17 protein-coding genes, 5 pseudogenes and 1 other annotated feature are annotated in these 17,421 nt (G+C 63.7%); of the genes and pseudogenes, 20 read left to right on the forward strand and 2 right to left on the reverse strand.

The window, feature by feature from the left end:
• The first annotated feature begins 161 nt into the window (after window positions 1-161).
• The 5 genes from ACOOHC_RS17720 to ACOOHC_RS17740 all read left to right on the forward strand — a co-directional run bounded on the left by ACOOHC_RS17720 (window position 162) and on the right by ACOOHC_RS17740 (window position 2,938).
• The gene (locus ACOOHC_RS17720; protein WP_420451706.1) at window positions 162-476 is read left to right on the forward strand and encodes a type II toxin-antitoxin system PemK/MazF family toxin; all 315 of its coding nucleotides are present in this window, start codon (window positions 162-164) and stop codon (window positions 474-476) included.
• 236 nt (window positions 477-712) lie between these two features.
• The gene (locus tag ACOOHC_RS17725; protein WP_420451707.1) at window positions 713-1,411 is read left to right on the forward strand and encodes a uridine kinase family protein; all 699 of its coding nucleotides are present in this window, start codon (window positions 713-715) and stop codon (window positions 1,409-1,411) included.
• Entirely contained in the window at window positions 1,408-1,890 is a 483-nt protein-coding gene (locus ACOOHC_RS17730; RefSeq protein WP_420451708.1) for a class I SAM-dependent methyltransferase, read from the forward strand. The genes ACOOHC_RS17725 and ACOOHC_RS17730 overlap by 4 nt, the downstream gene beginning before the upstream one ends.
• A 57-nt stretch (window positions 1,891-1,947) precedes the next feature.
• On the forward strand, window positions 1,948-2,172 hold the full coding sequence (locus ACOOHC_RS17735) for a hypothetical protein (protein WP_420451709.1): 225 nt from the start codon (window positions 1,948-1,950) through the stop codon (window positions 2,170-2,172).
• Between the two features lie 439 nt (window positions 2,173-2,611).
• Window positions 2,612-2,938, forward strand: a complete 327-nt coding sequence (locus ACOOHC_RS17740) for a hypothetical protein (RefSeq protein WP_420451710.1) — start codon at window positions 2,612-2,614, stop codon at window positions 2,936-2,938.
• A 196-nt stretch (window positions 2,939-3,134) separates the two neighbouring features.
• Here ACOOHC_RS17740 and ACOOHC_RS17745 read toward each other — a convergent pair whose 3' ends face one another.
• On the reverse strand, window positions 3,135-3,512 hold the full coding sequence (locus tag ACOOHC_RS17745) for a DUF421 domain-containing protein (protein WP_420451711.1): 378 nt from the start codon (window positions 3,510-3,512) through the stop codon (window positions 3,135-3,137).
• A gap of 216 nt (window positions 3,513-3,728) precedes the next feature.
• Between ACOOHC_RS17745 and ACOOHC_RS17750 the strand changes: the two genes are divergently transcribed.
• From ACOOHC_RS17750 to ACOOHC_RS17790, 9 genes and pseudogenes are all read left to right on the forward strand, one after another.
• A complete protein-coding gene (locus ACOOHC_RS17750) occupies window positions 3,729-4,499 on the forward strand; it encodes a DUF2382 domain-containing protein (RefSeq protein ID WP_420451712.1) in 771 nt (256 codons plus the stop codon).
• 121 nt (window positions 4,500-4,620) lie between these two features.
• Window positions 4,621-5,406 (forward strand): mechanosensitive ion channel family protein, encoded by a 786-nt coding sequence (locus ACOOHC_RS17755; RefSeq protein ID WP_420451713.1) that lies wholly within the window; start codon window positions 4,621-4,623, stop codon window positions 5,404-5,406.
• Window positions 5,407-5,971: 565 nt separating this feature from the next.
• Complete coding sequence (locus ACOOHC_RS17760; RefSeq protein ID WP_420451714.1) at window positions 5,972-6,205, forward strand: hypothetical protein; 234 nt, start codon at window positions 5,972-5,974, stop codon at window positions 6,203-6,205.
• Window positions 6,206-6,227: 22 nt separating this feature from the next.
• Window positions 6,228-7,261: pseudogene (locus ACOOHC_RS17765) on the forward strand (IS3 family transposase); the annotation flags it as partial.
• Window positions 6,539-6,652: a sequence feature (AL1L pseudoknot), on the forward strand. It overlaps the preceding pseudogene by 114 nt.
• A 211-nt stretch (window positions 7,262-7,472) precedes the next feature.
• The gene (locus tag ACOOHC_RS17770) at window positions 7,473-8,336 is read left to right on the forward strand and encodes an IS110 family transposase (RefSeq protein WP_420451715.1); all 864 of its coding nucleotides are present in this window, start codon (window positions 7,473-7,475) and stop codon (window positions 8,334-8,336) included.
• A 67-nt stretch (window positions 8,337-8,403) separates the two neighbouring features.
• Window positions 8,404-9,650, forward strand: a protein-coding gene (locus ACOOHC_RS17775; protein WP_420451160.1) for an IS3 family transposase whose coding sequence is annotated in 2 segments (ribosomal slippage) — window positions 8,404-8,677 and window positions 8,677-9,650 — 1,248 coding nt in all. Because the reading frame shifts where the segments join, the coding sequence is not laid out codon by codon here.
• Window positions 9,651-9,684: 34 nt separating this feature from the next.
• A pseudogene (locus ACOOHC_RS17780) lies at window positions 9,685-9,869 on the forward strand (transposase); the annotation flags it as partial.
• Between the two features lie 218 nt (window positions 9,870-10,087).
• Window positions 10,088-10,393, forward strand: a complete 306-nt coding sequence (locus ACOOHC_RS17785) for a transposase (RefSeq protein ID WP_420451716.1) — start codon at window positions 10,088-10,090, stop codon at window positions 10,391-10,393.
• Window positions 10,384-10,788: pseudogene (locus ACOOHC_RS17790) on the forward strand (transposase); the annotation flags it as partial. The gene ACOOHC_RS17785 and the pseudogene ACOOHC_RS17790, both read left to right, overlap by 10 nt.
• A gap of 76 nt (window positions 10,789-10,864) precedes the next feature.
• Here the strand turns inward: ACOOHC_RS17790 and ACOOHC_RS17795 are convergent.
• On the reverse strand, window positions 10,865-11,998 hold the full coding sequence (locus tag ACOOHC_RS17795; RefSeq protein WP_420451717.1) for a GAF domain-containing protein: 1,134 nt from the start codon (window positions 11,996-11,998) through the stop codon (window positions 10,865-10,867).
• 361 nt (window positions 11,999-12,359) lie between these two features.
• On the opposite strand from ACOOHC_RS17795, the pseudogene ACOOHC_RS17800 reads away from it, so the two are divergent.
• The 6 genes and pseudogenes from ACOOHC_RS17800 to ACOOHC_RS17825 all read left to right on the forward strand — a co-directional run.
• Window positions 12,360-12,572, forward strand: a pseudogene (locus ACOOHC_RS17800) (transposase family protein); the annotation flags it as partial.
• Window positions 12,573-12,969: 397 nt separating this feature from the next.
• Window positions 12,970-13,635, forward strand: a complete 666-nt coding sequence (locus ACOOHC_RS17805) for an ISL3 family transposase (protein WP_420451718.1) — start codon at window positions 12,970-12,972, stop codon at window positions 13,633-13,635.
• A gap of 85 nt (window positions 13,636-13,720) precedes the next feature.
• Window positions 13,721-14,089 (forward strand): annotated as a pseudogene (locus ACOOHC_RS17810) (integrase core domain-containing protein); the annotation flags it as partial.
• Window positions 14,090-14,236: 147 nt separating this feature from the next.
• On the forward strand, window positions 14,237-14,473 hold the full coding sequence (locus tag ACOOHC_RS17815; protein ID WP_420451719.1) for a hypothetical protein: 237 nt from the start codon (window positions 14,237-14,239) through the stop codon (window positions 14,471-14,473).
• Between the two features lie 296 nt (window positions 14,474-14,769).
• Window positions 14,770-16,014: a diguanylate cyclase domain-containing protein gene (locus ACOOHC_RS17820; RefSeq protein ID WP_420451720.1), complete on the forward strand. Its 1,245-nt coding sequence runs from the start codon at window positions 14,770-14,772 to the stop codon at window positions 16,012-16,014.
• 86 nt (window positions 16,015-16,100) lie between these two features.
• Entirely contained in the window at window positions 16,101-17,375 is a 1,275-nt protein-coding gene (locus ACOOHC_RS17825) for an ISL3 family transposase (RefSeq protein WP_420451721.1), read from the forward strand.
• The last annotated feature ends 46 nt before the right edge of the window (window positions 17,376-17,421 follow it).

Below are 17,421 nucleotides of genomic sequence, written 5' to 3' on the forward strand. Positions count from 1 at the left end.
TGGCCGACGGGTCGACGACATCGGATGCGATCCGCCAAGCACTCGTCGATACGTGCGCCTTCGGCGACGCGAGCAGATGCGCTCAGAATTACAGGACGTGCTCGACGACCAGGACGACCGGGCCGAGGGTCGTCGTGTTCTCGCCGAGATGAACACGCTTCGTGCGTGGTGACATCCCCCGCCTGCGCGCTCCGAAGTCAACGCGGGGTCACGAGCAACAGGGCGCTCGATACGCCGTTCTTCTCCAATCCGACGATCTGATGCTGTCCACCGTGCTCGTCGCGCCCACGTCGCGTTCGTCTGCACCGAGGATCTTTCGGCCAACGATCACCATCGACGGTGACGACACCCAAGTCCTCGTCGAACAGACATCGGCCGTAGCGCACGAGCGACTCGGCGAGTTCGTTGGCCGACTCCGTCACGACGAACTCGACGCCATCGACGAAGCCCTTTGCCTCGTACTCGAGTTGGACTAACAACCGAGACCCGGACCCGGCGAATTGGTCCGCTGCCGTTAACATCCACAGCTCATCGTTGCCACGGCGACGTTCTGGGCGGGTGGCCGAGCGCATCCGTGCCGATCTGGTGAAGTCTGCGGAGCAAGGGGGTCGGTTGTTATGCGCCCTCAGCCGAACGTCGCAGTCGCCGAGGTTCGGGGCTCGCGGAGTGAATCGGACGCGTGCTCGGATGGTGCTGAGGCCATGATGATGTCGTGGCGAGCGAGACCGGGCGACAAGAGCGCAATGACCTGGACGGTGAGCGGGCTTCTCCCGCTCAGATCGCCGGGCCATTGATCGACCGTCTCCGTCAGGTCCTTGCGGCCCAGTCGCCAGTCCTCGTTGCGATCGATGGACGCAGCGGATCTGGCAAGTCGACCTTGAGCAAGGCCGTGGTCGAAGCACTGGATGTATCGGGATCGGTGGACCCGATGGTGACGGTGATCGAGGGTGACCAGTTCTATGCCGGCGGGAGCGCTCAAACCTGGGATTCGCGTCCGGTTGCCGAACGGGCGGACCGGGTGATCGATTGGCGCCGTCAACACCGGCTCCTGTCCCAGCTGCGCTCGAAGGGTGTGGCGTCGTGGCGGCCGTTCGACTGGGATGCCGACGACTGGGACTCCGACGACGTACCACTACGGACCGAGCCGATCCGGTCGGTGATTGCGCCGGTCGTGGTGCTTGAGGGCGCCTACAGCGCTCGACCGGAGCTCCACGGGCTGCTGGATTTACGGGTGTTGCTTGAGGTGCCGGCCGGGGTTCGGCGTCGTCAGCTTCTCGAGCGCGAGGGTGAGGCGTACCGCTCGGACTGGGAGGCGCGATGGTCTGGCGCCGAGAACCACTACTTCGGCTCGGTGATGCCACCCGCTCGCTTCGATCTGATCCTCGGTGTCGACGACTCGTTCGTCACATGACTGGCTCGGAGGATCCGTCAACTCCCACAGCGGACCCTGACCTGATCTTTGCCGATCGTCGCCTGGCCGAGATCTACGACGACCTCGACGGCGACCGCGACGACCTCGACTTCTACGAAACGATCATCGCTGACCTCGGCGCGTCGAGTGTGCTCGACATCGGATGCGGAACCGGCGCCCTCGCGTGTCGCCTTGCCCAGCGTGGACTCCACGTCACCGCCCTCGATCCTGCAGCTGCGTCGCTCGACGTCGCACGTTCGAAGCCCGGCGCCCAGATGGTGAACTGGCTCCACAGCTCTGCACAGAACGCACCTCATCTTGGCGTCGACGTGGTTGTCATGACGGGCAACGTCGCTCAGGTCTTCATTTCTGACGACTCGTGGGTGGCGGCGTTGACGGCAGCGAACAACGCGCTCCACATCAACGGTCGCCTCGATTTCGAAACACGCGACCCGGCGTTTCGAGGGTGGGAGGAATGAACTCGTGAGAGGTCGCGCACGGTCAAGCAGACCAGATCCGGTGACGTCGAGAGCTGGGTGGAACTCACGTCGGTCGATCAACCACTCGTCTCGTTCCGTTGGAAGTTCCACTTCCTCGACACCGCCACGGTGATCGAGTCGGACTCGACACTGCGGTTCCGAAACCTCGACGAACTCGAGTCGTCGCTATCACGAGCCGGATTCGCGATCGACCAAGTACGCGACGCACCCGATCGCCCGTCCCGAGAGTTCGTCGTGATCGCGTCACCGAGCCGGCACTGAGAAGCAAGAGTGGGCGTGCGCGCGTTCTGATCGACCAGACCGAGCGCCGAGGTGTCGTTCCGGAGCGGTCGCGAGCGGACAAGCTCTGCTGGCGATATCGAGCGGGCACGTCGACACCTTTCGATCGCAGCGTTGGAGACCGGCAGTGGTGCCAACGAGGCTTCGGATACGCGATCGAGGCGCAGCTTGTTCGGTCAGCCTGAAAGAGGGCCGGACGAGTGGTAGTTCCAGTACGCGATGTTCGTGTACGTCACTGTCGAAGTCGTCGCGGTCGTGGCCGCGTTCGTGTTGTCACGCCGCCTCAGATATGGCACATCTCCCAGGCTGCGGTGTGGCGACAACGCTCGGACTCGGTAAAGCGAATCAAAACCGGGAAGGTGGGGTATGAAGAGCCGGGCGGTCATCTCCCTACTCGACCTCAAGCGAAAGTGATCTCATTATGGCGAACACACGAAACCGACGAGCTCCCGGCGGTGCGACCCCGATTGACGGCAACGACAGTGATGGCGGAGGATTCCCGAAGTGGCTGTTGTGGCTTCTGGGTCTGCTGTCGATCGTCGCGGTGGTGATCGGGGGTTTCTTCTTGTTGGGTGGCGATGCCGATGTCGATGTTGATCCTGGCGATATCGAAGCGCCCGACGTTGATGTTGATGTCGACGCTCCCGATGTCGATGTGACCACGCCTGATGTCGATGTTGATGTTGATCCTGGCGACGTGGACATCGAGGGCGGCGATGCGGACGCAGAACTCGACCCCGACAAGTAGCCGGCTCGGGCATTCGGATTGGCCTGCGGGCCTACCGGTCCCGTAGCGACAGGTACTCGCTGCCCTTGACGCGTTGGAACTGGTTGATGTTAAAATCGTCGACGTGGTCGGTGAGCACGGACCGTTCCCCGGTTGGTTCGAATACGACAGCGGTAACGTAAGTGACGCTCGAGACGCCTGCGACTCGGAGCGTGGATCAGAGATCGTCGATACTCATGCCGGATTCTCGGTGCATGTCATCGAGGATCTGGCCGTGTGCAACGACGAGAACAGGTTGATTGTCCACTGCTGTAAGCGCAGTCCTGTTGTGGCGGATCTCGGTCAGGACTCGTTGTGAGCCGACGATTGCTACGAGGCCGATGATGCCTTCGAGGACCGATACTGATTTAGTGAGCGTCACGGACGCTATGAGCGAACCGACCGCCACGGTCGCCGCGAAGTCGTAGCCCGACATCTTCGCGAACGTGCGTAGCCCGTTGAGGCGTACTGCTGCGATGACCGCTGCATAGATGAGGACCCCCGAGATCGGTGTTCGAATAGCTGAGACGGCGGTGATCTGGAAGATGAAATCCATCACTACTTTCCGAACGGCGAAGTGGTTGCAGTGGTGGATGTTGGTTCGGTAGTCATCGGGCTCTTCCTGGTCAACGAACGGTTACGGATTGCTGTACCCGAATTATCTTGCCCGCAGCCGGGTACAGTAGTTGGGGGTTTGCATCGACACCCCCCCCCCAAGTGGTCGAGCCATACGTTCGGCTGCTTCTCCCCGCCAACAGAATGAAGGAATCCAGTGAGCAAGAACACGACCACGACCCGCGACTATCAGGACTGGATTGGTGCCGACGTGTACGACCAGTCCGGTGACAAGATCGGCTCGATTGATCAGATCTACCTTGACGACCAGGGCGGTCAGCCCGAATGGTTGACCGTGTCGACCGGATGGTTCGGCGCGTCCACCCAGTTCGTGCCGATCGCCGGTTCCTCGACCCACGACGACGGCTTGAAGGTGCCGTACTCGACCGATCACATCAAGGACGCTCCCGCGGTTGATGCCGACCAGCACCTCGACGCCGATCAGGAACGCAAGCTGTACTCCCACTACGGTCTCGACTACGACTCCGCCGACCACGAAACGGCCTACGGCGGACGTGAGCGCCCCGATGAGGGTTACGACTACGACACGACCGACACCGACGCATCGGTGACGCTGTCAGAGGAACAACTCGCAGTCGACAAGGTGCAGCGCGAATCGGGCACTGTCCGTCTCCGCAAGTACGTCACCGAAGAAGACGTCAACGTTACGGTCCCAGTGAAGAAGCAAGTTGCACGCATCGTACGCACCGATGCGACCGGCACAACGCCCGGCAACATCACCGACAGCGACGTCATCGAGGAGGTCACCTTGAAAGAAGAAGAGGTGATCGTGGACAAGAACGTCGTCGCGAAGGAGAACGTCGCGATCGTTACCGAGACAGTCAATGATCAGCGCGAAGTGTCTGACACCGTGCGCAAGGAACAGGTCGACGTCGACGGCGCCGTCGACGACACCACCGGTCGCTGACCCGATCTGACGACGCCACAGCTCGTGGCCCAACGAGATCCGCGCCGGACCGGTACTCGCTTGCCGGTCCGGCGTCACGCTGGACACCTAAACCGCCCCCGCTCTGAAAGGCACACCCAAAATGATTGCAGTCGAGTTCTCCCAAGGCATCGAAGACGCCTGGTCCAACATTGCCGAGTTCGTTCCGAAACTCGCCGTCTTCCTCATCATCCTCGTCGTCGGCTGGATCATCGCAAAGATTGTCGCCAAGGCCGCCGACGGCATCTTGGAGAAGGTCGGCTTCGATGGCATGGTCGAGAAGGGCAGTGTTAAGAAGGCACTCGACAAGTCCCAACTGGACGCGTCTGACATGCTCGCCAAGGTCGTCAAGTACTTCATCTACCTCCTCACCCTGCAGGCAGCATTCGGGGTGTTCGGAGACAACCCGATCTCGGACCTCATCAACGACATCGTCTCCTACCTGCCGAACATTTTCGTCGCGATCATCATCATCGTGATCGCAGGGGCCATTGCCGCCGCTGTGAAGGAACTGATCGACGTCGCACTCGCCAACCTGTCCTATGGGTCAGCGCTCGCGAACGCAGCGTCGATCGCAATCTTGGTGATCGGCGTGTTCGCAGCACTCGACCAGCTCCAGATCGCCGAGGACATCGTCAACGGCCTGTTCTACGCGATCCTCGCGATCATCGTGGGCACCGTCATCGTCGCCGTCGGCGGCTCCGGTGTCACCGCGCTTCGCCCGTATTGGGACCGTGCCCTGAACCGCGCAGACGAGGCGACGTCGCAGATCTCCGACGCCTCCGAAGGCGCGTCGGATCGCATCGAAGCCCAAGCCCGGAAGCGTGCAGCGCAGACCAAGCAGGCAACGGGCACCTCCGGCCGTGGTGGGGCAACGCCGACCACCTGACATCTGGTTAATCGTGGCGCAGGGAGCCGCGGTGGGGAGCTGCGGTTTCCCTGCGCCTCAACGCATTCTCGTCCGGTGGCGCCGTCAACGACGCCGACGCCACCGGACGTACCCATGACCGTTGCGTGAACACCGATCAACGCTCGTTCGCCAGGTGCCGCTCCTGCGTTCTCATGCTTCGTACCTCTGCTTCTCTCCCTCGGCATTCCCGCCGCCGCTGCGGCGACGGTGATTCCGGTCGCAGCCGCGACCGGCGTCACCAACGCCGTGGTCGTCTTTGCGGTCTTCTCTGTTCCGTTCGCTGCGGTGGCGCTGGGCGCCTACCAATGGCTCGCGCAACCCGACGGACTGTCGACACCCAAACGCTTGTCGCTCGTGGCCGGGAGCTGGCTTGTGGTTGTCGCAGCGTCCTCGGCGGTCACCTGGATTGCCGTCCTTGTCGCTGACAGCTTCGCGGGTGCGCCGTCGCTCACCGATCCATGGTCGGCGATCTTTGAAGCCTCGTCCGGTGTCGTCGTGTTCGCAGCGACCGTCGCTGAGCCGTCCGGGGACCACGACACGCGCCGTGAACCACGCAATGACCGCAGCCGCAACCGGCGGCTTCTCGATCCCCGCCAACAGCGCCCGCGATACCACTGGATCAGTGCGGGCGATCATTGCGATCACCTTGCTGGTGTCGGCGATCAGCTTCGGCACCATCGTCGACCGCGCCACCCGCCAAGGTGTGCCGCTGTGGAAGCGCACCCAGATCCGCTACGGAATTGGAGTGAATCGCCCTGGGTTCGTTGGAGGTTCCTGAGCTTGGGAACAAGGATGGAGCCATGCCGAAAGAGAAGTCACCAGGGGTGCCGACGACGCGTCGGTATTCCGAGCAGGAGAGGTTGTCGGCGGTGCGGTTGTGCCGGCAGTTGGAGAAGGAGCTGGGCACCTCGCACGGGGTCGTGCGACGTGTCGCTGACCAGCTCGGCTACGGAGTCGAGTCGGTGCGCAAGTGGTGGCGCGACGCCGATGTCACCGACGGTTTGGCGGGCCCGGACGCGCAGCGGGTCGGCCAGCTCGAAGCGGAGAACAAAGAACTGAACCAGGAGCTTCGTGAGCTTCGTCGAGCAAACGAGATATTGAAGAGGGCGTCGGCTTTCTTCGCGGCGGAACTCGACCGCCCACAGAAATGATGGTCGCCTTCATCGACCAAGAGCGTGACGAGTTCGACGTCGAGTCAATCTGCAGGGTCCTGCCGATCGCGCCGAGCACCTACTACGGCGCCAAACACCGCCAGCTGGCTCCGTCAGCGCGTGCCGTGCGCGACGCTGCGATGGTGCAGGTGTTGATGGTGTTATGGGTCGCGAACCGCAAGGTCTACGGGGCGCACAAGCTCTGGAAGGCCGCCCGCCGAGCCGGCCATGACATCGGCCGCGACCAGGTCGCCCGGCTGATGCGCACCATGGACATCGCGGGTGTGAGCCGCAAACGGCGTCGGGTGTTCACCACGATCTCGGACCCGAACGCCGTTCGGGCACCGGACCTCGTCAACAGGAACTTCACCGCCGATCGACCCAACGCGTTGTGGGTCACCGACCTCACGTACGTGCCGACCAGAACCGGGATGGCCTACGTCTGTTTCATCGTCGACGCGTTCTCGCGTCGCATCGTCGGCTGGCGGGTCGCGTCGCATATGCGCACCGACATGGTCCTCGACGCGCTCGAGATGGCGAGACGCTCACGCGGACGGCGCCGACTGATCGGCCTCATGACACACGCGGACGCGGGCAGTCAGTTCACGTCCGTTCGGTTCACCGAACGCCTCGACGAGATCGGCGCCCGCCCCTCGATCGGATCGATCGGCGATTCCTACGACTGCGATGATGCTGGTGTGCTGCTCTGGTCGGCCTGACCCTTGCTATGACCGGCCTCGTGCCCTTGCGTTGACATGTCGTCCGACCGGGGCAGCACACCGATCCAAGAGGCTGCCCGCCAGCCGAGCGGGCAGTGACCTCATAGGAGCCTGATCGACCAGGTCCCCTCGCAGTCCTGTCCTTCCCGCCCGACCGGCGAGCTGTCGTTGACCTGTGAAGGAGATCAACAACATGACCAGCATCGCGCTCGGCCGCCACGACGTCGTCGTCGGCGTCGACACCCACAAAGATGAACACGTCGCCGTCGCACTCGACGGCCTCGGCGGCCGTCTCGACGAACTTGCCATCGCTGCCAAGCCGCACGGCTATGCCGAGCTGCTCGCCTGGGCCGATCGCCTCGGCGCGGTGGTCACGTTCGGCGTCGAGGGAACCGGCTCCTACGGCAGCGGCTTGGCCCGGTTCCTGCGCCGGCATGGTCGACGTGTCGTCGAGGTGAGTCGGCCGCCTCGCAAGGGCGTACGTCGCCTGTCCGGCAAGAGCGACACCATTGACGCGGAACACGCCGCCCGTGAGGTGCTCGCAGGCAAAGCGACCGCCACGCCCAAGCTCGCCGACGGAATCGTCGAGGCGATTCGTCTGACCAAGATCGCACGCGACACCGCCGTCAAAGCCCATTCGCAGGCAATGATTACGCTCAAGGCGACGCTGGTGACCGCGACCGATGACCTCCGCTCGGAGCTCGAGCCGCTCACCGACTTCAAGTTGATCCAGGCCTGCGCCGCGCTCGACACGAGCGGCGACGTCGCCGACCCAGAGGTTGCGATGCGCCGCACACTCGGTGTGCTGGCACGCCGATGGCTCGACCTGCACGAAGAGATCAAAGACCACAGCCGGCACCTCAAGAAGCTCACCACGACCGCCGCGCCCGAACTCGTCGCAGCGTTCGGCATCGGCCCGGACATCGCCGCCGAGATGCTCATCACTGCCGGCGACAACAACGACCGGATCCGCTCTGATGCAGCGCTTGCCAAGCTCTGCGGCGCCTGCCCAATCCCCGCCGGCTCCGGCTGGAGTTGACCCGATCTGATGGACACTGAAGCGCCCCGGGATTCGTGGAGGCTCTGTTCCTTGAGAGGATGGAGTGATGCCAAGCAAGTATCCCGACGAGCTGCGCGAGCGTGCCGTTCGGATGGTGCTCGATCACGAGCACGAGTACGGATCCCAGTGGGAGGCGATCTGTTCGGTCGCCGAGAAGCTGGGCCCGAAGGCCGAGACGGTCCGGCTGTGGGTCCGACGAGCTGAGACCGACACCGGTCGCCGGCCCGGCGCCACCACCGACGAGCTCGCGGAGCTGAAACGCCTGAAGCGCGAGAACGCTGAGCTGAAGCGCGCCAACGACATCTTGAAGGCGGCGGCGCATTTCTTCGGGGCGGAACTCGACCGCCGATCAACGAAGTGATCCGGTTCATCGACGAACACAAGAACAACCGCAGCGGACAGTTGCGGTGGGGTATCGAGTCGATCGCCAACACGGTTGGGATCGCCCCGTCGACGTATCACGCCGCCAAGAAGCGCCCGCTGTCGGCACGTGCGGTTCGTGATGCGGAGCTGCGCCCGCAGATCCTGCGGGTGTGGGAGGAGAACCTTGCGGTCTACGGCGCCGACAAGATCTGGGACCAACTGAACAAAGACGAGGTCCGAGTCGCTCGCTGCACCGTCGAGCGCCTGATGCGCGACATGGGCTTGCAGGGCTGCCGGCGGGGACGGGTGTGGATCCGCACCACCGAAGGCGACGATGCACTCGATCGGCCGGCGGATCTGGTGGATCGCAAGTTCGTAGCGCCGGCACCGAACCGGCTCTGGGTGGCGGACTTGACCTACGTCAAAACGCACTCGGGCTGGGTCTACGTCGCGTTCATCGTCGACGTGTTCTCCCGCATGGTCGTCGGGTGGCAGGCCAGCCGATCACTCAAGTCGGATCTGGCGATCGACGCTCTCGAGATGGCCGTGTTCAACCGGAAACGCCAGGGCGCGGACCTGTCGGAGCTGATCCATCACAGCGACCGCGGAGTCCAATATTTGTCCGTTCGCTACTCCGACCGCCTCGCCGACAACACCATCGTCGCGTCGGTCGGCTCCAAGGGCGACAGCTACGACAATGCCCTCGTCGAGTCGTTCAACGGGCTCTACAAGTGGGAGCTGATCTACAAGCAGGGTCCCTGGCGCGGTCTCGACGATGTCGAGTTCGCCACCCTCACCTACGTCGACTGGTTCAACCACCGACGTCTCCACGGCGAGATCGAACCCGGCCCCGGCTTCACCACCCCGACCGCATTCGAGACCGCCCACTACAGTCAAATCGTCCCCGCCAACCCGGCCGGGACTCAATAACCCCGGCCTCTACCAAACCCGGGGCGCTTCACTACGAGACATCCTCGGGCTCTGGGTCGGCACCGGCGGAGTGAGCGCCAAGTACTGGTCGCAGGTTTGACCGGGATCAAGAACCGGGGCGGCGAAGACGCCTGCATCGTCGTGTGCGACAGACTGAAGGGACTGCCCGAGTCGATCGAAGCAATCTGGCCGCTGGCGGTCGTGCAGACATGTGTGGTGCTTCGGATCTGGGCGTGGGTTTGGTCTGTCCGGTGGGTGGTCCCGGACGCGGCACAGGGCTCTACGAGTCTGACGGTGTCTTTCGTCGTCGAACCCGTGAGCCCCTGTTGGAGACGGATCCTACGCGCATGGGTTGCTCGAGGCCGGCGACCCCAAGGGCGAGGTCCGCAACGCCTGGCACGCAAAGGAAGTCGTGCGGTCGATCTACGCGATCGACGATGCGGAGGTGGCCGTCGAGTTCGTCACCCAGCTCGGCACCGATCTCCAGGACGAATCCTGCCCTCCCGAGATCCGCCGCCTCGGCCGAACCATCATCCGCTGGCCATCAGATCGCTGCGTGGCACCGAGCGAAGTTCACGAACGGGCCCACCGAGGCCATCAACAACCTCATCGAGAGGGTGAAACGCATCGCGTTCGGCATCACGAACTGGACCAACTACCGCACCCGATCACTGCTCTACGCCGGCAAGCCCAACGCTCCTCGACCTCAACTCACGCTGAAATCCGAAGCACCACATGCGTGATGCTTCGGATCCGCAGCACGTTCCGGCTCGCCTCGCGGCGCGACTGGTACACCCAGGTTCGCCTCAAGGAGTTCCACGACAAATGGCGCAAGCACTATCCAGCGATCAAGACGCTCTGGTCTAATGCCTGGACCGAGTTCGTGCCGTTCTTGGGCTACTCGCTCGAGATCCGCCGGGTCATCTGTTCGACGACCGCAATCGAGTCGTTGAACGCTCGGTTCAGGCGGGCGACCCGAGCATGCGGCCACTTCCCGAACGAGCAGGCTGCGATGAAATGCCTCTACATGGTCGTGCGTTCGCTTGACCCGTCCGGCTCTGGCCAGGAACGCTGGATGAACCGCTGGAAGCCCGCCCTGAACGCCTCCGCCATCACCTTCGAAGGCCGCCTCTTCTGACGCCTACGATCCCATCAAGCAACATGCACCTCCAGACCAGTTTCACCAAGCGTGTGACAGTCCCCAATGGCCATGCTTAGGCCTTGCGATGTGGAGGTCGGAGTCCGATCTCTACGATCGCCTTCGCGATGCTGCTGACGGTGGCGTTGTGGGATCGGGCGTGTTGGCGCAACGAGTCAAACGCGTCTTGGACGCTAATCTCGTATTCGCCGGCGAGGATGCCTTTGGCCTGTTCAATGACCACTCGGCTGTCGAGCGCGTGCTGCAGTTGTTCACGCGTGCGTTCCTGACGATGGGCGGTGCGTTCGGTGACCAACCCGACCGTCGCGATGTCGGCCAGAGCCCGCCCGACGACTGCGTCACGATCGTTGAGACGGCGAGGCCGCTTAGAGTAGACGTTCAGCGCACCGACGATCTCTTCACCGAGGCGCATCGGGAACGCAGTGGCCGAACGGAAACCGAGCCCAATCGCGACCGAACGCCACTTCGGCCATCGATCGGACTCCGTGAGGTCACTACAGTGGTATGTTTCGCCGCTACGAAAGGCCTCGAGGCAGGGGCCTTCTTGCTCCTGGCTCTGGAACAGCTCGATCGTGTTCATGTCCTCGCTGGTCGCGACGACGAAGCCGAGTCGCTCACCGGCACCCAACGCGACGCCGGCAGTGTCGACATCAAGAATCCGCACGCACGACTCGGCGAGATCACGCAACATCTCCACTTCCTCGGTGGCCGACATCAACGAGTCGGCAAGGCGGACGAATGTAGCTGTGATGTCCTGTTCGCGATTCCACGGGTCCTGCTCATTGGGCTTGTGGTTCGAAACCATACGTTCCTCCGGAACCGGCGTTGGGCGCGAGGATGACGATGCCAGGCTCCGAGCCATTTCTTCCACATTGTTCGAGCTCGAAGTGAAAGGAGCCCGTCGCATACCTGGCAAGAAGGAACTGGTAGGGCAAGTCCCATCCCGTGGTGTAGGAACTCGTCGTTCACGGCGTTCCTGGACAACGGCGAGTTCTTCGACCAGTGGCGCGGTGGTGAGTTCGTCGTCGATTTCGTTCATGCGCTTCATCACTGTGTTGATGGTGCGCTTGCGGCCACGCTTCGGCTTCGTCGCGCGCAGACCCTGGAGGTAGGAACGGACGGCTTTGCCCTCGGTGCGACCTTTCGCCAGGGCCGCCTTGTGATCGTCACTCATCTTGTCGTTCGCCATCACCGACGAGTGTACAAACTACCGCGAGCATATCGGCCTGCACCACCACGTCGCTCAGCCCTTCACCCTGAACTGCCCGACGAGCAGCCGCTGCAGGAGGAGTATCGGGCACGTCTCGCCGATCGTCATGGCGCCTCTTTGGCAATCCCGTGGGTTCGGGGGGCGGAGAGGAGCCACCTATTCGGGCTCTTCTCGTTGAAGTGGGGAAAGAGCTTGAGGGGCTCTTCTCGTTGAAGTGGGGAGAGCTTGGGGTGAGGGTCCCCCGGTGGGTGCAGGGATCCCGCCATCGTTGGAGTTGTTCTAGGACTTCAACGGCGAGGAGATCCCTGCGATGGGAAACGGTAGTGGACTGGCCGAGGCCATGCTCGGACTCGATGGTGTGCGCGTCACCAGCGTGGGCGAGGCCGATGGCGAGGTGACGATCGAGATCGAAACGACCGACGCGTTCGCGTGGTGCGAGCGGTGCGGTTGTCGAGCCGAGAGCCAGGATCGGAGGTGGGTCGACGTCCGCGATCTGGAGTGCTTCGGCCGGGCGACACGACTCAGAATCTGGAAGCGGAGATGGCGATGCCGCGAGGTTCTGTGTGCCGCGCGGACATGGACCGAGCCGCTTGAGTTCCTCGACGCCCAGGTCGTGCTGACCCGGCGCACCGGTGCCGAAGCGTGCCGTCGCGTCGGCGAACTCGCTCGCCCCGTGTCGCAGGTCGCCGACGAGTTCGGGGTGTGCTGGGAGACGATCATGAACGCAGTCGTTGAGCACGGCACGCCGCTTGTCGATGACCCGGCCCGGGTCGGTCGAGTCCGCCAGCTCGGTGTGGACGAGACGTCGTTCCTGCGTGCGAACCGGGACCATCACACGATCTACGCGACCGGCCTCGTCGATCTCGAAGCGCGACGGGTGATCGACATGGTCGAGGGCAACGCAGCTGTTGACCTGCGCAAAATGGACCGCCAACGCCGACCCCGCCTGGTTGGCCGGGATCGAAGTCGTCGCCACGGATCTTGCCCAGTCGTTCCGTGCTGGGCTGTCACCGCACCTCGATCACGCCACCCGAGTCGCCGACGCGTTCCACGTGGTGCGGGTCGCGAACCGGTGCTGTGATGCTGTTCGTCGGCGGGTGCAGAACGAGACGCTCGGCCATCGCGGTCGCAAGGACGACCCGCTCTATCGGATCCGCAAACTGCTCCTCACCGGATCCGAACGCCTCAACGAACGCGGCCGTGATCGGATCCTGCTGTCACTTCGCACGGGCGATCCGAACGACGAGGTCGTCGGCGCGTGGCTCGCCAAGGAGTCGGTTCGTGACGTCTACTTGGCGAGCAACTCCGACGACGCAGCAGTGCTGTTGGACAAGGCGATCGCCGGCTGCCAAGCCGACGGGGTTCCTGAGATCCGCTCGGTTGGCAACACGCTCGCGTCCTGGCGGACCGAGATCCTCGCCCGCCCCGCGACCGGCGCATCGAACGGTCCAACCGAGGGCCTGAACCTGTGCGTGAAGAAGGTCAAACGATGCGGGCACGGGTTCCGTCGCTTCGACAACTACCGGCTCCGCGTGCTGCTCCACACCGGCGGCGTCACCTGGCCCGAACGACCCTCACCACCGCGCATCCGAACACGCCAATCCCCACTCAGATGAGAAGGGCCGCTTGAGGTGAGGGTCCCCGGGTGGGTGCAGGGATCCCGCCACAGTTGGAGTTGTTCTACGACTTCAACGGCGAGGAGATCCCTGCTTCGCAGTTCTCGACCACCTCGTCGTCGAACGCGGAGCGCCGGTGTTCGTGCGCTTCGACAACGGACCCGAGTTCATCGCTCACGCCGTTGACGACTGGTGTCGATTCAACGGCACCGGCGCGATGTTCATCGACGCCGGCTCGCCCTGGCAGAACGCCTGGATCGAGAGCTTCAACGGTCGTCTTCGCGACGAACTCCTCAACGGCTGGCGCTTCGACTCGCTGCTCGAAGCACGCGTGATCATCGAAGACTGGCGCCTCGACTACAACACCGAACGACCCCACAGCGCCCGCGGCGACCTCACCCCAACCGAATTCGCCCTACGCTGCCACCAGATCAACCAACCCCGAGCCGCATAGCGACTGGACCACCAAACGGGACCCCCTCAGGCCCGACTGCGAGGATGATTCGTGGATTGGAGAGAACGAGAACGCATCGCCGACGTCGTGTGCGGGTAAGTCAGAGTTCGAACACCAGTATCCAACGATCCCTAGGAGTACCACCCCATGAGCACCACCGAGCAACCAAACGTGACCGGAACCGGCGACCCGATCTACAACGTGATTTGGTTTACCGAGCAGTCGCTCAGCAATGCGCTGCGACTCGAAACCTACATCCAGGACGCCGACTCAGCCGGAGACGGCGAACTCGCCGACCTGTTCCGCCGGGCGCAGGAAGCGAGCCGTCGCGGCGGCGAGGAAGGCAAGCAACTCCTCGCCGCACGCATCGGTCAGAGTTCGTGAGCTCGTCAGCCGTTTCAAGCGGGCGGACGGCCCCGGTCGGCACGCAGCCCGATGCACAGCTGCGTCCCGCATCACCCAGCTTCGCCGCATGCTCTCCGGGTCATCGACGTTCTCGCTGCAATTGTTAGTTAGAGCGAGTTCGACAGCTCCCGAACTGCGGCACGCGCAGCCGACCTCGGTTAGCGGTTCGAGCGTTGACCGCTTCTGCAGGGGCCGCTCGCCGCTCAAATCGCTGTGAGCGAGACGTTTGCCATCCCGGCGCTCCTTAGTGCCATGTACTTATGCGCCTATCCTCGGTGACAGCTGTCCGCTCCGAATATGTTGCTGAGGCGTGGATTACCGTCGATGACGGCGGGCGTGTCCTGGATGCCAGCGTGAACGCCGTTGAGCTGTTCGGGTGCGAAGCGCCGCCTTCCGGCTGCAGTATGGCTGATGTCGTCACCGCTGCGATCGGCGACCGCCTTCTCGCCGCTGTCCAAGAGGTCATCGGCACTGGCATCAACATGCAGTTTTCTCCGGTGTCGCTCGACAACAGCATCGACGAACCTTTCACGGTGTGCGTCATTTCGTCGGTGTCGTCAGGTCACCGGCACGCCCTCGTCACGTTCACTGAGGTGCGCCGCCTCGCCGACCATCATCGGCGCCTCGTGGCGCTGGCATCGACCGACACCCTGACCGGGGCCGCGAACCGGGCATCCGCCCTTGATGAGCTCGGCGGCGCACTGGAACAGGTCACCACCGGCGCCGCCCGCGGTGTCGCCGTTGCCCTGGTCGATGTCGACAACTTCAAGTCGATCAACGATTCGTTCGGACACGGCTCCGGCGATCGAGTGTTGTGCGAGCTCGTTGAACGGACCCGGACGGCGCTTCGCGATCTCGGCAGCGTTGGCCGCCTCGGTGGGGATGAATTCCTCATCGTCATGCCCGACGTGGGCTCCTCTGACGAGGCCATGCGCCTCGTCAACGAAATTGAACGCGTGATCAACCCCGTGACGGTCGAGCTACCCGGTCGTCACGAACTGTCCGTGCCCGTCAGCATCGGCCTCGCATGGTCCTCGCTGTCGGAATCGATCGACGACCTGATGCTCGAAGCCGACACCGCCCTGCTCAACGCCAAGCGGCACGGGCGAGGACGAGTGTGGAGCTCCGCACCCCCCGATTCGTCGTCGCTCTCGCTGCGGCGCGCGATCTCACAAGAGTTGCCCGATGCGCTCGAACGCGACCAGTTCGAGCTGCACTATCAGCCCATCGTTGATCGCGATCGCGCCCTGTGCGGGGTTGAGGCCCTGCTGCGCTGGCGGCATCCGGCCCTCGGCCTGCTGACCCCGGACCGGTTCATCACATCCCTTGCTGTCAACGGTCAGATTGGGCCGGTCGGACAATGGGCGCTGGAGCGGGCGGTTTGTCAAGTGCTGGACTGGGATCACGTGGGCCTGCCCGGGCTCTGCGTCAACGTCAATGCTTCGCCCAGCGAACTCAACTACGCCGGATACCGAGACACCCTTGCTCATATCTCGCTCTTCTGCTCTGTCCGTGGGTGAGTTGAGGGCCTATCCGCGGGTGCACCCCGCCTGATTCCTAGGTTTCGCGCTGTCGAAGGCTCGAAACTGAAAGGACGGCAGACGGGGTGCTGAACACCAAGGTATGGGAGAAGGCGTGCGGGTTGACGCGCACGGTCGTGGAAGGGGTCCGTGTCGACGACACCGATGGATCGATCGTGGTGTCGGCACGACCTGATGCGAGGGCTCGTGGCCGCTGCGGACACTGCCATCGACGTTCGCCTCGCTACGACCGTGGTGATGGTCGTCGGCGGTGGCGGGCGTTGGACGCCGGCACGACGAAGGTGTTCATCGAAGCCGACGCACCCCGGGTGCGTTGCCGCACGCACGGACCGACGGTGGTGGCAGTGCCGTGGGCTCGTCATGGGGTCGGCCACACCCGCGACTTCGACGACTTGGCGGCGTGGCTGGCGGTGCGCACCTCGAAGTCCGCGACGTGTGAGTTGTTGCGGGTGGCGTGGCGCACCATCGGTGCGATCGTCACGCGGGTCAATGCAGATGTCGAGGCGCGTGTTGATCGTCTCGACGGGTTGCGACGGATCGGGATCGATGAGATCTCCTACAAGCGCGGACACCGCTACCTGATCGTCGTGGTCGATCACGACACCGGCCATCTGGTGTGGGTCGGCCCTGGCCGCACCGACGCCGACTTGGAGGTGTTCTTCGACGAACTCGGCAACGAACGCGCTGCGGAGTTGACCCACATCTCTGCGGACATGGCGGGCTGGATCGCCCGCGTCGTCGCCAAGCGAGCCCCGAACGCCGTGCGCTGCGCCGATGCGTTTCACGTCGTCGCGTGGGCCATCGAAGCGCTCGACGTCGAGCGTCGCCGAGCCTGGAACCAGGCATCGGGACGAAACGCGATCACGACCGTCATGTCCCAGCGAGGACGCGCACGAGGCACCTCGCTCGGCATCGCACGCGCCCGCTACGCGCTCTGGAAGAACCCCGGCGATCTCACCGAGAACCAACGCGCCCAGCTCGACTGGATCGCCAAGATCGACCCTCGGCTCCATCGCGCTTACCTGCTCAAGGAAGGACTGCGGTTCGTGTTTGCCGTCAAGGGTGACGCCGGCAAGCACGCGCTCGACAGGTGGTTGTCGTGGGCGCGCCGGTCGCGAATGCCGGCCTTCGTCGAACTCGCCCGCAAGATCGTGAAGCACCGAGTGGCGATCGATCACGCCCTCGACTCCGGGCTCTCCAACGCCCTGATCGAGTCGACCAACACCAAGATTCGGCTCCTCACCCGCATCGCGTTCGGCTTCCACGGACCCGAACCCCTCATCGCCCTCGCCCTGCTCGCGCTTGGCAGCCACCCACCCGCCCTCCCAGGCCGAACCTGACCCACGGATACAGCAGAAGAGCGGGATATGTGTGGATTACGGATAT

It is taken from the genome of Ilumatobacter sp., assembly GCF_965215205.1.
In the GTDB taxonomy this organism is placed as follows: domain Bacteria; phylum Actinomycetota; class Acidimicrobiia; order Acidimicrobiales; family Ilumatobacteraceae; genus Ilumatobacter_A.

Coding starts and splice junctions, on each gene's coding strand:
- ACOOHC_RS17730 (WP_420451708.1), top strand. CDS start 1,408: ATGACTGGCTCGGAGGATCCGTCAACTCCCACAGCGGACCCTGACCTG.
- ACOOHC_RS17740 (WP_420451710.1), top strand. CDS start 2,612: ATGGCGAACACACGAAACCGACGAGCTCCCGGCGGTGCGACCCCGATT.
- ACOOHC_RS17745 (WP_420451711.1), bottom strand. CDS start 3,512: ATGGATTTCATCTTCCAGATCACCGCCGTCTCAGCTATTCGAACACCG.
- ACOOHC_RS17755 (WP_420451713.1), top strand. CDS start 4,621: ATGATTGCAGTCGAGTTCTCCCAAGGCATCGAAGACGCCTGGTCCAAC.
- ACOOHC_RS17785 (WP_420451716.1), top strand. CDS start 10,088: ATGCGGAGGTGGCCGTCGAGTTCGTCACCCAGCTCGGCACCGATCTCC.
- ACOOHC_RS17795 (WP_420451717.1), bottom strand. CDS start 11,998: ATGGCGAACGACAAGATGAGTGACGATCACAAGGCGGCCCTGGCGAAA.
- ACOOHC_RS17815 (WP_420451719.1), top strand. CDS start 14,237: ATGAGCACCACCGAGCAACCAAACGTGACCGGAACCGGCGACCCGATC.